Annotated in this window: 12 protein-coding genes; 4 read left to right on the forward strand and 8 right to left on the reverse strand. The window is 61.5% G+C overall.

The window, feature by feature from the left end; genetic code table 11:
* Positions 1-14: 14 nt before the first annotated feature.
* Genes HRH33_RS10510 through HRH33_RS10525 form a run of 4 tightly spaced genes read right to left on the reverse strand, consistent with a single transcriptional unit; the run spans position 15 to position 4,633 of the window.
* On the reverse strand, positions 15-791 hold the full coding sequence (locus HRH33_RS10510) for a polysaccharide biosynthesis/export family protein (RefSeq protein WP_094066367.1): 777 nt from the start codon (positions 789-791) through the stop codon (positions 15-17).
* Between the two features lie 29 nt (positions 792-820).
* Positions 821-1,732 (reverse strand): glycosyltransferase family 2 protein, encoded by a 912-nt coding sequence (locus HRH33_RS10515; RefSeq protein WP_040267735.1) that lies wholly within the window; start codon positions 1,730-1,732, stop codon positions 821-823.
* A gap of 1 nt (position 1,733) precedes the next feature.
* A complete protein-coding gene (locus HRH33_RS10520) occupies positions 1,734-3,194 on the reverse strand; it encodes a mannose-1-phosphate guanylyltransferase/mannose-6-phosphate isomerase (RefSeq protein WP_167417982.1) in 1,461 nt (486 codons plus the stop codon).
* Positions 3,194-4,633 (reverse strand): undecaprenyl-phosphate glucose phosphotransferase, encoded by a 1,440-nt coding sequence (locus tag HRH33_RS10525; protein ID WP_034137684.1) that lies wholly within the window; start codon positions 4,631-4,633, stop codon positions 3,194-3,196. Before HRH33_RS10525 ends, HRH33_RS10520 begins: the two co-directional genes overlap by 1 nt.
* A gap of 595 nt (positions 4,634-5,228) precedes the next feature.
* On the opposite strand from HRH33_RS10525, the gene HRH33_RS10530 reads away from it, so the two are divergent.
* Positions 5,229-5,858 carry a LysE family translocator gene (locus tag HRH33_RS10530; protein ID WP_167417981.1) on the forward strand — a complete coding sequence of 210 codons (630 nt, stop codon included), beginning with the start codon at positions 5,229-5,231 and terminating at the stop codon, positions 5,856-5,858.
* An 8-nt stretch (positions 5,859-5,866) separates the two neighbouring features.
* On the opposite strand, the gene inhA is transcribed toward HRH33_RS10530, so the two are convergent.
* Positions 5,867-6,547, reverse strand: a complete 681-nt coding sequence (gene inhA / locus HRH33_RS10535) for an isonitrile hydratase (RefSeq protein WP_034137689.1) — start codon at positions 6,545-6,547, stop codon at positions 5,867-5,869.
* A gap of 90 nt (positions 6,548-6,637) precedes the next feature.
* Here inhA and HRH33_RS10540 point away from each other — a divergent pair, with 90 nt between their 5' ends.
* The gene (locus HRH33_RS10540) at positions 6,638-7,606 is read left to right on the forward strand and encodes a GlxA family transcriptional regulator (protein WP_167417980.1); all 969 of its coding nucleotides are present in this window, start codon (positions 6,638-6,640) and stop codon (positions 7,604-7,606) included.
* Here the strand turns inward: HRH33_RS10540 and HRH33_RS10545 are convergent.
* The 3 genes from HRH33_RS10545 to HRH33_RS10555 all read right to left on the reverse strand — a co-directional run bounded on the left by HRH33_RS10545 (position 7,603) and on the right by HRH33_RS10555 (position 11,212).
* On the reverse strand, positions 7,603-8,502 hold the full coding sequence (locus tag HRH33_RS10545; RefSeq protein ID WP_167417979.1) for an alpha/beta fold hydrolase: 900 nt from the start codon (positions 8,500-8,502) through the stop codon (positions 7,603-7,605). The genes HRH33_RS10540 and HRH33_RS10545 overlap by 4 nt on opposite strands.
* A gap of 90 nt (positions 8,503-8,592) precedes the next feature.
* Entirely contained in the window at positions 8,593-10,419 is a 1,827-nt protein-coding gene (locus HRH33_RS10550; RefSeq protein ID WP_167417978.1) for a glycoside hydrolase family 15 protein, read from the reverse strand.
* A complete protein-coding gene (locus HRH33_RS10555; RefSeq protein ID WP_034137692.1) occupies positions 10,412-11,212 on the reverse strand; it encodes a glucose 1-dehydrogenase in 801 nt (266 codons plus the stop codon). Before HRH33_RS10555 ends, HRH33_RS10550 begins: the two co-directional genes overlap by 8 nt.
* 700 nt (positions 11,213-11,912) lie before the next feature.
* On the opposite strand from HRH33_RS10555, the gene HRH33_RS10560 reads away from it, so the two are divergent.
* Complete coding sequence (locus tag HRH33_RS10560) at positions 11,913-12,989, forward strand: transaldolase family protein (protein WP_243269828.1); 1,077 nt, start codon at positions 11,913-11,915, stop codon at positions 12,987-12,989.
* Positions 12,986-13,714: a sulfotransferase-like domain-containing protein gene (locus HRH33_RS10565; protein WP_167417976.1), complete on the forward strand. Its 729-nt coding sequence runs from the start codon at positions 12,986-12,988 to the stop codon at positions 13,712-13,714. The genes HRH33_RS10560 and HRH33_RS10565 overlap by 4 nt, the downstream gene beginning before the upstream one ends.
* The last annotated feature ends 3 nt before the right edge of the window (positions 13,715-13,717 follow it).

The raw sequence follows: 13,717 nt of genomic DNA on the forward strand, positions 1-13,717 counted from the left end.
GGATGTCGCTCCTTTTAATTGCTGCCGCCGCTGGTGCGCGTGTAGTTGTAGCCGACGCCAATGGACTTGGTGAACGGAATCAATTGGTTCAGGTAGGTATCCACCCCCTGGATGCGCTCACCCACATTGGACTTGGGCACAAACACCACATCGCCACGTTGCAGCCGCACCGGTTTGCGCCCGTTGGGACCGGTTTTGAGCAACTGGCTGAAGTCCAGAAAGTACGCGCGGTAGGCACCCTGGGCGTCTTCGCGCAGCAACGCGACCATGCTGGCGTCGCCTGCCGGGTTGATCCCACCGGCGCCGACGATGGCTTGCTCCAGGGTATTGGCCGTGGCGATCTGCACCGCCGTCGGGTTGTTTACCGCGCCGCCGACAATCACCGAGTTGGCCGGCGCCTGGTTGATATTTACTGTCACGCGCGGCTCGCGGTAGGTGGGCGCGAGTTTGCGGGTCAGCTCGGTGGCCAGCTCCGAGGGCTGGCGTCCGGCGACCTGGATCGGGCCCAGAAACGGATAGTTGATCTTGCCGTCGGTTTGCACCGTGTACAGGGTCAGCTCGTAGATGGTGCTGACGTTGAACGCCGATAGGGTGGGCATCTCGCCGGCGTCGCGCACGATGCGCAGTTGGTCGCCGATGCGGATGCGTTCCACCGCCGGCGGCAATTGCGCCAGTTGGTCGAGGGCGCGCTTGCCGTCCTCGACGGTTTTGTCATCCGGCGCCTCGATACGCGCCGGTGTATTGCAGGCGGCCAGGGCCAGCATGGCCAGGGCGAGCAGGGTTCGTTTCATCAAGGGGGACTTCCTGTGGGTCATGATGCTCACCTCCAATACCCGGGAAACATGCTGATGCGCCGCTTGAGGGACACCGGCAGGCGCCGCTCCAGGTGGCCAAGCCGGTAACCCAGCCATTTGAATGCACTGCGTACCAGCACTTCGGGCGCACGGTGCAGCGCGCCCGCCTTGCGCAAGGCAGCCAGTTCCGCCAGCACGTAGCGCTTGCCTTCGCCGCCCGCGTCGCCGAAGGCTTGGCGGATCCACGGCTCGCGGCCGTAGAACACGCCGATATCGAAGTAGCGGTGAAACTCGTCCATGAGTGAGTAATCGTGGGAGTGATGCACCTGCGCCGTCGCGGCGTAGCGCACTTTGTAGCCATCGAGCAGCAGGCGCGCCGCGACGTAGGCGTCTTCGCTGCCGATCACATCGACGGGGAACCCACCCACGGCGTGCAGCGCGCTGCGTCGGTACACGGCAAACGAGTCGGAGCTGAAGCAGGTCTTGATCCCCAGCTCCGGCGCGTCGACCAGGCTTTTGCTGCGGCTGTGGGGCGGGTAGTTGAAGTGCCGCGACTGCGCCCCCAGCAGCCCGGCGTCGGGGTGTGGTAACTGGCGCCCATAGGCGACGCCGTTGAGCGGGTCCTGCTGCAGCTCATCAAGCAGGTTGGCGAAGGTGTCGGGGGCAGCGGGAATGGCATCCTGGGTCATCACGATCAGTGCGTCGCCGCCCACTCGTTCGCTGGCCCAGCGCCGGGTGCCGCCGTGATTGAAGGTGCGCGCGTCGATCACTTCGACCCGTGCGCCGAAGGCGCGAAAGCGCGCCACGGTGTCGTCGCTGGAGGCGCTGTCCACCACCAGCATCTCGTCCGGTTGCAAGGTTTGCATCGCCAGGGCCGGCAGTAACCGCGCCAAGTGGCTGGATGCGTTGCGGGTCGGGATGATCAGCGCGGTACGCATGTCATTTTTTCGCGTCGGCCGGGGCGCGGCCGTAAATGTCATCGAAACGCACGATGTCGTCCTCGCCCAGATACTCGCCGCTCTGTACCTCGATCATTACCAGGTCGATGATGCCGGGGTTGGTCAGCCGGTGTTTGTGCCCGGCGGGGATGTACGTGGATTCGTTGGCGTTGATCAGAAATTCCCGTTCGCCGTTGGTGATCTGCGCCGCGCCGCTGACCACCACCCAGTGCTCGCTGCGATGGTGATGCATCTGCAGCGACAGCGACGCTAAGGGTTTGACCACGATGCGCTTGATCTTGAAGCGGCTGCTTTCCTCCAGCACCGTGTAGGTGCCCCATGGCCGCGTGACGGTGCGGTGCAGGCTGTATGCCGGGTGATTCTGGCGCTTGAGTTCGGCGACGATGTAACGCACATCCTGGCTGCGGTGGGCGTCGGCGATGAGCAGCGCGTCGGGGGTGTCGACAATGATCAAGTCGCGCACGCCGACCGCGCCGAGTACGCGTTTTGGCGAGTCGATGTAGCAGTTGTGTACGTCATGCAAAATCGCTTCGCCGTTAACTTGGTTGCCGTGGGCATCGTTGGGCGTGAGTTGGCGCAGCGCTTCCCATGAGCCGATATCGCTCCAGCCGATGTCGCAGGGGATCACGGCAACCTGGGCGGACCTCTCCATCAGCGCCACGTCGATGGAGATATCCGGCGCCTTGCCGAACGCCTCCGCATCCAGTTCACGCTGGCGCGAGGCGCTGTTCTGCAGGCTCTGGCTGTGTTCCAGCGCGGCGCGTGCGGCTTGCAGCACGTCGGGCGCATGGGTGGCCAGTTCATCCACCAGGGTGCTGGCCTTGAAGCAGAACATGCCGGCGTTCCACAGGTGTTTGCCACCGTCGAGGTAGGCCTGGGCGGTGGCCTGATCGGGCTTCTCGACGAAGCGTTTGACCCGGTTGCCGTGGGTGAGCGCTTCGCCTTGCTCGATATAGCCAAAGCCGGTTTCCGCGTGGTCGGGCTGGATGCCGAAGGTCACCAGGAAACCGGCGTCGGCCAGTTCGCGGGCCTGAGTCACGGCTTCGGCGAACGCGACTTCATTCAGTATCAGGTGGTCCGCTGGCATCACCAGCAACTGCGCCGTATCGCCGAAATGCTCTTGCACATGCAATGCCGCGACCGCGATGGCCGCCGCCGTGTTGCGCCCGAACGGCTCCAGCAACAGGTCCAGGGGCAAGCGGGCTTTGTTCACGCTGCGGTAGTCATCGAGGGTGCGAAACAGCAGGTCGCGGTTGGTCACTGTCAGCACATTTTCCACGCCGGGCAGTTTGGCGGCGCGCTGGAAAGTTTTCTGCAACAGGCTCTGGCCGTCACGCATGCGCATGAAAGGCTTGGGCATATTTTGTCGCGACACCGGCCACAGCCGCGTACCCGAACCACCGGAAATGATGCAGGGGATTAATCCGTTGAGGGTATTCATCAATACACTTCCTTGGTGGACAGGACGGCCGGGACCGTCATGAAAACGATGTACAGGTCAAACCACACCGACCACTTGGAGATGTATTCCAAGTCGTACTCGACACGTTTCTGGATTTTGAACAGGGTATCGGTTTCCCCCCGGTAACCGTTGATCTGCGCCCAGCCGGTGATGCCCGGTTTTACCCGATGACGGGAGCTGTATTCGCTCACCGCCACTTCGAAGGGAATGCCCGCCGCCTTGGTCGCCGTGGCATGGGGGCGCGGGCCGACCATGGACATGTTGCCCAGCAGCACATTGAACAGCTGTGGCAGCTCGTCGATGCTGGTCTTGCGGATAATGCGCCCCACACGGGTGATGCGCGGGTCTTCGCGGGTGGTCTGACGCTCGGCGGTGAAGTCGCTCTGGTCGGTGTACATCGAGCGGAACTTGAATACCCGGATCTCGTTGTCGTTGTAGCCGAAGCGGTTCTGGCGGAACAGCACAGGGCCTTTGGAGTCGAGCTTGATTGCAATCGCCGTCACCAGCATCACCGGCGACAGCGCCACCAGCGCCAGGCTGGCCAACAACACATCCTCGCAACGCTTGATCACCGGCGACCAACCGCGCAGGGGCAATTGCGAGGTGTTGAACATCAGGATGCCGCCCACGTCGGTGATGCGGCTGTGACCGTAGCGCAACGCGGCCATGTCGGGCACCAGCATCACGTTCACCGACATCTGCCGCAGGCGGTTGACCAGGCCGTGGATACGTTGCTCGGCGGCCCAGGGCAGGCAGATCATCACCTGGTTGACCTGCTCGGCGCGGATCAGCTTTTCCAGGTCGCGAGTGTTGCCCAGCAGCGGCAGGTTGCTCAGTTCCTTGGGGATACGCTCGGTGCGGTCATCGATAAAGCCCACCAAGCCGGAGCGAATATCGCCGTTGCGCTGCAGGTGCTCGGCCACATGCACGGCGGTGTCGGTAAAGCCCAGAATCACTGTACGTTGCAGGTATTTGCCCTGGCGCATCAGGCTGCGGTACAGGCGCAGCATCAGCAGGCGTTCCAGGCAGAACAGACCGAGGCTGGCGATGTACCACGCCACCAGGTTGCGCGGGGTCAACTGCGGGAACATCTGCAGAATCTGGTACATGAACAACAGGATGCAAAACGCCGCCGACCACGCCTTGATCTTGGTTTTCAGACGCATGCGGTTGCTGAACAATTCTTCGGAGTAGATGCCCAGCGCCTGGAATAAAATGATGGTCAACGCCGCAAAGAACACCAGCAGGCCAAGGAAGTGCGTGCGCATCTCCGGGGCCATCGGGTCCAGGAAAAACACCAGCACCAACGGTGGCAAAATAGCCGACAGACCGTGGATCAATTTGACGAAAACAACAAAGAATTCAACAAAACCGGCGCGCGTTAAAAACAGGCTGTCGACGGACGACTTCTGTCGCATAAAACATCCCTCATTGCACTCCAGGCGTGTCGTTTCGGCGTTTAAGCAGCAAGCTGCATTGGCGCTGAGTTGAACAACGGCACGCTGGGTAATACGCAACTATCCAATTCAAAAGGATCAATCCAATTGAATTGAATACGCGGGGCTAAAACTAAGGAGCGTTTCCTTTAAGGATTAGTCAACGAGTTGACGATGCTGCGGAATGGCTTGTTAGAAGGGTTAAGCGCTGGAGCTTTCGGCATTTTATTGACCTTCCTTGTTCGAGACTATCGCCTTTGAATATGCTTTTGAGTGTAGGAATAAATATGAGATTTTTCCTGCTCAATGCAAAAAAACCTTTTTCGAAGGGAGGTAGGAAAGGGGGACAAAAGGTCAGGCAGGACCCACTGGAGGCCCTGCCACCGGGCGGGGGAGGGTTCAGAAGTTACCTTTCAGACTGACCGTAAAATTACGCGGCTCTCCCCACCCGACGGCAGGGGCGTCCCGTTGATCGTTCTTGGCGCCGACCCGCCTTTCAAAGCGTATCCAGCTCAATTTTTTGTGTGGGTCGGGCGTGCTGATTAATCTACGGGCTTTCACCCAGGACGACTCGGGCATGATCGATTTTGCAACCTTGGCGGTTTTTTCCGGCGCAGTGCTGTTGTTGCTCCTGTCACCGGGGCCGAACATGGCGTTCGTAATCAGTCATGGCATCTCCCATGGCTGGCGCGGTGGCCTGGCCGCGAGCCTGGGGATCGGTGTGGCCGACATGGTGTTGACGGTGCTGACCGCCACCGGTGTCACCGCAGTGGTTGCCGGTTGGCCGCCGTCGTTCGACCTGATTCGCTATGCCGGCGTGGGCTACCTGCTGTGGCTGGCGTTCAAAACCGTGCAAAACCGCCCCGGTAATGCGGTCGCTGCCGTCGAGCCCGTGGCGCTCAAGCGTGTATTCCTGCACGCCATGCTCAACAGTCTGCTCAATCCCAAGGCGTTGCTGTTTTTTGTCGTGTTCCTGCCGCAGTTCGTACAACCCGAGGCGGGGGCGATTGCCGGGCAACTGTTGCTGCTTGGAGGAATTCTGACGCTGATCGCTGCGATATTTCATGGTGTGCTGGGGTTCAGCGGCGGCGCCATCCGCCGATGTTTCAGTGGCCGCCCGGGCAGCGCCGTGCTGCAAAGATGGGGGCTGGCCACTGTGTTGACGGCGTTGGCAGTGCGCCTGGCGCTGATGTCCCGGCCCGCTTGATGCCGCCTTTAGCCCAGGCGTGCGGCCGCGCGCGCGGTGATCTCGCCACGGGTCTTGCGCGATTCGACGGTGCGCTTGTTGGCTTCATCCAGCACCGCCTGCGGAGCTGTGTCCGGGCGGCCGGCGTTGAAGGGCGGGGCCGGCGCGTATTCAAGCTGCAACTGCACCAATTGCGCGGCCTCCGGGCTGTACAGCTCGGCGGCCAGGGTCAGGGCGAAATCGATCCCGGCCGTAATGCCCCCACCGGTCAATAGGTTAGCGTCGCGCACCACGCGGTCTTGCACCGGGATGGCGCCGAGCGGGGCGAGCATATCGTGGTAGGCCCAATGCGTGGTGGCTTTGCGACCGCGCAGCAGGCCGGCCGCGCCGAGCACCAGCGAACCGGTGCACACCGAGGTCACGTAACGCGCGGTATCGGCCTGGGCCTTAAGGAAGTCCAGGGTGACCGGGTCTTCCATCAGCGCGCCAACGCCCGAACCGCCGGGCACGCAGATCACGTCCAGGGCGGGGCAATCGGCGTAGGTCATGGTCGGGGTGAACACCAGGCCGGTACTGGAGGTGACCGGCGCCAGGTCCTTCCACACCAAGTGCAGCTTGACGTCCGGCAGCGAGCCCAGCACGTCGTAGGGGCCGGTAAGGTCCAGTTGCTGGATGCCGGGAAACAAAACAAAACCGATATGCAGGGTCATCAAGAACGCTCCGAGATAGGGGTGGACGGCCTCACTGTAGAGGCCTAGGCTTTGGCGAATACGCCATTGAGCCCACAAATCACGCCAATCATGACCCGAACCGTCCACGTCCTCGCGTTCCCTAATGCCCAAGTGCTCGACGTCACCGGGCCGTTGCAAGTGTTCGCCTCCAGCAATGACCTGGCGCGCCAGCGCGGTCTGCCGCTGCCTTATACCGTGTCAGTGATTGCCGCCCAGACGGAACCGGTGATGACCTCTGCCGGCCTGGCGCTGGTGGCCGAGCCGCTGCCCGCCGTCGATGCGCCGTGCGACACCTTGGTGATCGCCGGCGGCTGGGGGGTGTACAGCGCCGCCGATGACCCGTCGCTGGTGGCGTGGGTGCGCGATAAGGCCCGGCATACCCGGCGCATGACCTCGGTGTGCACCGGCGCGTTCCTGCTGGCTGCCAGCGGTCTGCTCGACGGTTGCCGCGTGGCGACCCACTGGACGCGTTGCGAGGAGCTGGCCAAACGCTTCCCGTCGCTGACGGTGGAGGCCAATCCGATTTTCATCCAGCAGGGTTCGGTGTGGACTTCCGCCGGCGTCACCGCTGGCATCGACTTGTGCCTGGCCTTGGTGGAGGAGGACCTGGGGCGCGCCGTGGCGTTGGAAGTCGCGCGCCATCTGGTGGTATTTCTCAAGCGCCCGGGTGGGCAATCGCAATTCAGCGCGACCCTGGCCCTGCAAGAGGGCGGCAGCCGCTTCGCCGAACTGCATGCGTGGATCGCAGAACACCTCACCCTCGATTTGAACATCGCCACCCTGGCCAGCCAGGCTGGCATGAGCGAGCGTAGCTTTGTGCGCCACTACCGCGCCGAAACCGGCCAGACTCCCGCACGCGCTGTGGAGCTGATCCGTGTCGAAACCGCGCGCCGGCAATTGGCCGACAGCAGCGCCTCGATCAAGCGCATCGCCGTGCAGTGCGGTTTTGGCAGCGAGGAAACCCTGCGCCGCAGCTTCCTGCGCGCCCTCGACGTGACGCCCCAGGCCTATCGCGAACGCTTCAGCGCGCCGGTCTAGGCGAGCAACTCCAGCAGCGCATCCAGGGTCGCCTGCGGTGCCTCCTGAGGGATGTTATGGCCCACGCCGGGCAGCACGCGGCGCTGATAAACGCCGCTGAAGTGCACCGCGTCTTCATCTTCCTCAGAGGGCGGCCCCACGCCGTCGTCGGCGCCGCATAGGGAAATGCAAGGCACCGTGATCGACGGCTGTTGCGCGAGGGCCTGTTCAATCGATTCCAGTGCGGGATCGCCGGGCGCATACATGAAACGGTGACGATACGAGTGAATCACCACCTCGACAAAATCCGGGTTGTCGAACGAAGGCGCCGTCTGCTCGTACAGGCTCGGGCCTGCGGACCAGGTCGGCGACCACAGTGACCACAACAGTTCACACAATTCACGGCGGTTGGCGGTCAAGCCGTCGACGCCGCGCTGCGTGTGAAAGTAGTACTGGTACCACAAGCGATGCTCGGTTTCGGGCTGGCGTGGCGCGGTGGACTGGGCAATGTCCTGAATGTTGTAGCCATCCCCGCTGACCAGCGCGCGCACCCGTTGCGGCCACAGTGCGGCGACGATGCACGCGGCGCGCCCACCCCAGTCGTAGCCTGCCAGGGTGGCGCGGGGGATCGCCAGCGCATCCATGAAATCCAGCAAGTCCTTGGCCAGCGCTGCCTGTTGCCCGGAGCGCAGCACCTGATCGTGGATAAACCGCGTCGGGCCGTAACCGCGCAGGTATGGGACCAGCACACGGTAGCCGCGCTCGGCCAGCGGCGGCGCGATAGCGTCATAGGCGCGCGGGTCGTAGGGAAAGCCATGCAGCAAAATCACCGGCTCGCCGTCCAGGGGGCCATGAGTTTCATAGGCGATGTCGAGCATGGACGTGCGCGCGTACAGCAGTGGAGCGAGGAGGGCCATGGGAAGGTTCCTATGGGTGGTTCGGGTTCTGCCCACTGTAGTTCAAAGGCCAGCGGCGGGCAGCGTGGCGCTGCTCGCCCTGTGCAGGTTTTACGGTTGCCACACAGTCTTGGCGCCACTGAGCTTACGGTCCAGAAACGTGGCCGCGCTGATCAAGGCCAAGTGGCTCAACGCCTGGGGCGTGTTGCCCAGGTGGCGCGCCTGGTTGTCGAACTCTTCGGCGTACAGGCCCAGTGGGTTGGCGTAGCGCAACAGTTGCTCGAACTCCAGGTGGGCTTTTTCCACCTGGCCGGCGCGGGCCAGGCATTCGACGTACCAGAACGAGCACGCGGCGAACGCACCTTCGGTGCCTTGCAGGCCGTCGATCTGGCTGTCGTCGTTGCGATAGCGGTAGACCATGCCGTCGCGCACCAGGCTTTTCTGAATCGCCTCCAGGGTGCTCAGCCAGCGCGGGTCCGTGGCCGCGACGAAGCGCACCAGCGGCATCAACAGCATCGAACCGTCCAGCGCGGTGCTGCCGATGTACTGCACAAAATGCCCGCGTTCTTCGTTCCAGAAGTTGCTCCAGATATCGGCGTAGATCGCTTGGCGAGTCTGGTCCCAGCGCGCGAACGGTGCCGGCAGCGAGCGCTTGGAGGCCAGACGGATCGCACGATCCAACGCCACCCAGCACATCAGGCGCGAGTGCAGAAAGTGGTGTTGCTCACCGCGCATTTCCCAGATGCCGACATCCTTGTGGTTCCAGATTTCGCAGACCTGATCGGCAACCTCCACGGTATGTTTCCAGCCTTCGTGGGAGATGGCTTCGCCGTACTTGTTGACCAGGTAAACCGCGTCCATCAGTTCGCCGTAGATATCCAACTGAATCTGATCGAACGCTTCGTTGCCGATGCGCACCGGCGTGGCGCCGCCGTGGCCGCCGAGGTGGTCCAGCTCGGTCTCCGGCAGTTCCTGGCGACCGTCGATGCCATAGAGGATGTTGATTTTGGTCGGCTGGCCGCAGCAATCGCTGACCCGCCCCCTGAGCCAGCGCATGTAAGCGTTGGCTTCCTCGACAAAGCCCAGGCGCATAAAGGCGTAGACGGTGAACGAGGCGTCGCGGATCCAGGTGTAGCGATAGTCCCAGTTGCGCTCGCCGCCCGGGGTTTCCGGCAGGCCGAAAGTGGCGGCGGCGATGATCGCGCCGTGCCGGCGCGAGGTCAGCAGTTTGAGCGCCAGGGCCGAGCGGTTGACCATCTCGCGCCAGCGCCCGCGGTAGGTGGATTGGGCGATCCAGCCGCGCCAGAACTTCAGGGTGTGGGCCAAGGCCAGGTCGGTGCAGCCGCCGTCTACCCGTGGGTCGTCCTGGCCACCGAGTACGAACTCGGCCGTTTCTTCCTGATTCAGGGTGAAGGTGGCCACGGCTGCGTTGTCGTCGAGCTGCAACGTCTGGCTGCCGGACAACCGCAGGCCGGGTTGGCCCTGGGCGGTGAAGCATACGGTGCCGTTGTCGAGGCCGGCGTGGGTCGGCGTTCGCCCATAGTCGTGACGCACTGCGCAACGCAGGTGCAAAGTGGCACTGCCGCTGACCACTCGCACGCGGCGGATCAGCAGCGGCAGGTCGTCGATTTCTTCGCTGATAGTCAGCAGGTCGGTGATTTCCACCACGGCAGTGTCGCTGAGCCAGCGGGTTTGCAGAACGTTGGTGTCGGGCAGGTAGATCTGCTCGCGGCGCGCGTTGGGCAGGTCTGGGGTGAGTTGGAAGGTGCCGGCCTCGGGCGAGTCCAGCAGTGCGCAAAAGATCGACGGGCTGTCAAATTCCGGCCAGCAGAAAAAGTCGATGCTGCCTTTGTCGTTGACCAGGGCGGCGCTGCGCATATCGCCGATGATGCCATGGGCATCGATGGCGCTTTGGGGTTCGTTTTTAAGATCAACCATTGTCGCGAAACTCCGGATACAGGCTCATGCCGCCATCGATAAACAGGGTGCTGCCGACCACATAGTCGGAGGCGTCGCTGGCCAGCCACACCACGGCGTTGGCCACGTCCTCCACGTCACCCACGCGCCCGTAGGGAATCAGTTTGAGCAACTCTTTTTGCGCCGCGCCTTCGGTGGCGGCGCGGTTGATGGCGGTGCGAATCGCCCCCGGCGCGATGCCGTTGATACGGATGCGCTGCTCGCTGACTTCCTGGGCGAGGGTGCGCATCAGCATCTCCACGCCGCCTTTGGATGCCGCGTAGTTCGCATGCCCGGCCCAGGGGATCACTTGGTGCACCGAGCTCATATGGATAATTTTGCCCGCCGCTCGCGACACGCCTTCGCGTACGCCTTGGCGCTTGAAGATGCGCACCGCCGCACGGGCGCAGAGGAATTGCCCGGTCAGGTTCACGCCGATGACCGCGTTCCAGTCGTCGAGGCTCATGTCGACGAAGGCGGCGTCCTTCTGCATGCCGGAATTGGCCACCAGGATGTCCAGGTGCCCGAAGGCGTCGAGGGTCTGGGCGAACAGCCGTTCCACATCGTCTTCCTTGGAGACATCCGCGCCGATGGCAATCGCCCGGCCACCTTCGGCATTGATCTGCGCCGCCAATGCTTCGGCGGGGGCGGCCTGGGCGTTGTAATTGAGCACCACCGCGGCGCCGGCTTGCGCCAGGGCTTTGGCCGCACCGGCGCCGATTCCGGAACTGGCGCCGGTTACCAGCGCCACTTGTTGCTCCAACGAGATATGCATGCACACCCAGCCTTTGATTCGTGAGTTCAGTTAGCTGACTGATGGCACACAAGGGAAGTTCAGATGCCTGGATTCCGGCGCTTACGGATTAAAGCTTATCTGATATAAAAATTAAAATATAAATAACTAGATGGTATTAACAAGCCGGCTAAAAGCGTTTGACAGGATTTTGCGCCCCGTGTTTTATAGGGACACCTCAATCCGCTCCGCTGGTAGTTCAGAAGTCATCGCGGAGTTACCTATAAGAGATGCCCATGTTTTCATTGGCCGTTATAGGGGAACTACCAGATCAGGGGCCGGCGCCTGTCCGTATTGGCTTGCCTATGTCAGTGATCTTCAATGGCAATGATGTCGTCGTGCACATTGGAGTTGTCACCCTGTCTGCAGTACGCTCCCTGATTATTAATTACGTGCTCATGCGTAAGTTGTTTGCTTGTTTTGCAGCCTTGAACACCCAACGGTTATACGTGGGGGCATGCTTAGTTCATCGCTGTTGATAAGTACCCGCTGTCGTCCCTGTCATTAAATAACCCTTATCCGAGGAGGATGTGTCGTGGGCACTCCGGGTTACTTAGAACAACTAAAAAGTCATGACCCTCGTTCAGAGTTGTGGTGGGATTCATCCCCCGTGTTGTATGCCCCCCATAAACACTGCTTGCTGGATAAGTACCCAACGGTAGCTGCATATATCGAGCGGTTGATGCCGGATGATTGGTGCCAGTCGCGAAGTTTCAGCAGCGTGACCACTAACCCGCGTCTGGTGACTGCGGTGATTCTGGACAGACGGGAATACGGGGCTTCACGCGTTGATCAGAGCAATCTGTCGCCTGAGGCGTTGCACAAAAAGTTGTACGACGAAGTAATTATCGACGGTGCGTCGGCGCTCAAAACCCTGTGGGAGCAATCGTTACACGCTGAGGGCTGGATGTGCGCTCAGGTGGAGCCGAGCGACGTGCGCTGCGCCCAGCGCATGACCGCCCGCGGCATGGAGCTGCATCACCTGGCACCGAACGTGATGGTCAAGGTGCCGGGCAGCCAGGAAGGTTTGGCGAGCGTCGAGCACCTGGTGGCGCGAGGGGTGTCGATCAACATCACCTTTTGTTTTACGGTCTCGCAGTTCCAGGCGGGTTTGCAGGCCATTGAGCGTGGCCGACTCAGTGCGCGCAGCCATGGCATCGATACGCGCCATTGCAAGTACGTGATTACCTACATGATCGGGCGCTTTGGCTGTCAGCCCGAGTTCGCCCAGCAAGCCGCCGCCCGCAGTATGGCGCTGGCACCGCAGGAATTGCGCTGGGCCGAACTGCTGATTTACGAGCAGATCCAGGCCCTGGTGGCCGCGTCGCGCGTGCCGGTCCACACCTTGCTGTCGAGCCTCAAAATCGACGTCGATGCGCGTGGCGACCAGCATTGCTGGCACCTGGAACGCACCGGCCTGAGCGCCACCTACTACACACTCACGCCGGAGATGGTGGCGTTTCTAGTGGAGCGCGAAAGCCGTGGCCAACCCGTGCTGCCCGCCCATGCGCCGCTGCAGGTACCGCCTGCGACGTTCGCCAAGTTGATGCGGATTCCGTACTTCTACCAAGCCTATTTGCTCGACAGCATCGCGCCGCAGGACTTCGCCCGCCATGCAGCCTTTGTCACCGCCTGCAACGAGGCCAACGCCGCGCACCGGCGCCTGACCGATCACTGTGTTCGCCTGTGCGCCGCGGCCCAGCCCTCCAGACGCTCGATCAACGAAATTCTGGCGACCGAATATGGGAGCGTGGCATGAACCAAATGGTTGCCTTATGGGCACACCCGCGCTCGCGTTCCACGGTGCTGGAACGCGTATTTATCGAGCGCGGGGACTTCGAAGTCTTCCATGAGCCTTTTGCTCATGGGGCATTTTCCGCCGATTCCAGCATTCCTTCGGACGACTGGGATCATGCTTTTCCCACGACTTATACGGCGATCAAGCAACGGCTGATCGAAGCGGCAAGCCGTTCCCCGGTGTTTCATAAAGATATGTGTTACCACTGCCTGGAGGAGTTGAAGGTCGACGTCGACTTTCTCGCCTGCCAAGACAATGTATTTATTATCCGCGAGCCGGTCAGCAGTATTGTTTCCCACCACCGTATATACCCGGATATGCCGTTACAGGCGATTGGGTATAAAGCGCAGTACGAGATCTTTTGTGTGCTGAAAAAGCTCACCGGTAAAGTACCGTATGTGATTAATGCCGATGATCTGGCCGCCGATCCGCAACACGTTATACGTAAACTCTGTGATTATTTGAATATTGAGTTTCTGCCTCGCGCTTTGTCTTGGAAGCGCGAATGCCCGCCGCAATGGAAGATGTGGAGACGTTGGCATGTGACCGCCGAAAACAGTGAACGGATTATCGCACCTGATAAACAAGGTATGGATATAACGCTATTCGAACAGTGCGCAAAATTAAAAAGCTTATATGACTATCACCGGCCGTTTTACGAGCGCATGAACGCGTTTTGTCAATAAGGA

Source organism: Pseudomonas rhodesiae (assembly GCF_013285305.1).
In the GTDB taxonomy this organism is placed as follows: Bacteria; Pseudomonadota; Gammaproteobacteria; order Pseudomonadales; family Pseudomonadaceae; genus Aquipseudomonas; species Aquipseudomonas rhodesiae.

Coding starts and splice junctions, on each gene's coding strand:
- HRH33_RS10510 (WP_094066367.1), bottom strand. CDS start 791: ATGAAACGAACCCTGCTCGCCCTGGCCATGCTGGCCCTGGCCGCCTGC.
- HRH33_RS10515 (WP_040267735.1), bottom strand. CDS start 1,732: ATGCGTACCGCGCTGATCATCCCGACCCGCAACGCATCCAGCCACTTG.
- HRH33_RS10520 (WP_167417982.1), bottom strand. CDS start 3,194: ATGAATACCCTCAACGGATTAATCCCCTGCATCATTTCCGGTGGTTCG.
- HRH33_RS10525 (WP_034137684.1), bottom strand. CDS start 4,633: ATGCGACAGAAGTCGTCCGTCGACAGCCTGTTTTTAACGCGCGCCGGT.
- HRH33_RS10530 (WP_167417981.1), top strand. CDS start 5,229: ATGATCGATTTTGCAACCTTGGCGGTTTTTTCCGGCGCAGTGCTGTTG.
- inhA (WP_034137689.1), bottom strand. CDS start 6,547: ATGACCCTGCATATCGGTTTTGTTTTGTTTCCCGGCATCCAGCAACTG.
- HRH33_RS10540 (WP_167417980.1), top strand. CDS start 6,638: ATGACCCGAACCGTCCACGTCCTCGCGTTCCCTAATGCCCAAGTGCTC.
- HRH33_RS10545 (WP_167417979.1), bottom strand. CDS start 8,502: ATGGCCCTCCTCGCTCCACTGCTGTACGCGCGCACGTCCATGCTCGAC.
- HRH33_RS10550 (WP_167417978.1), bottom strand. CDS start 10,419: ATGGTTGATCTTAAAAACGAACCCCAAAGCGCCATCGATGCCCATGGC.
- HRH33_RS10555 (WP_034137692.1), bottom strand. CDS start 11,212: ATGCATATCTCGTTGGAGCAACAAGTGGCGCTGGTAACCGGCGCCAGT.
- HRH33_RS10560 (WP_243269828.1), top strand. CDS start 11,913: ATGCCGGATGATTGGTGCCAGTCGCGAAGTTTCAGCAGCGTGACCACT.
- HRH33_RS10565 (WP_167417976.1), top strand. CDS start 12,986: ATGAACCAAATGGTTGCCTTATGGGCACACCCGCGCTCGCGTTCCACG.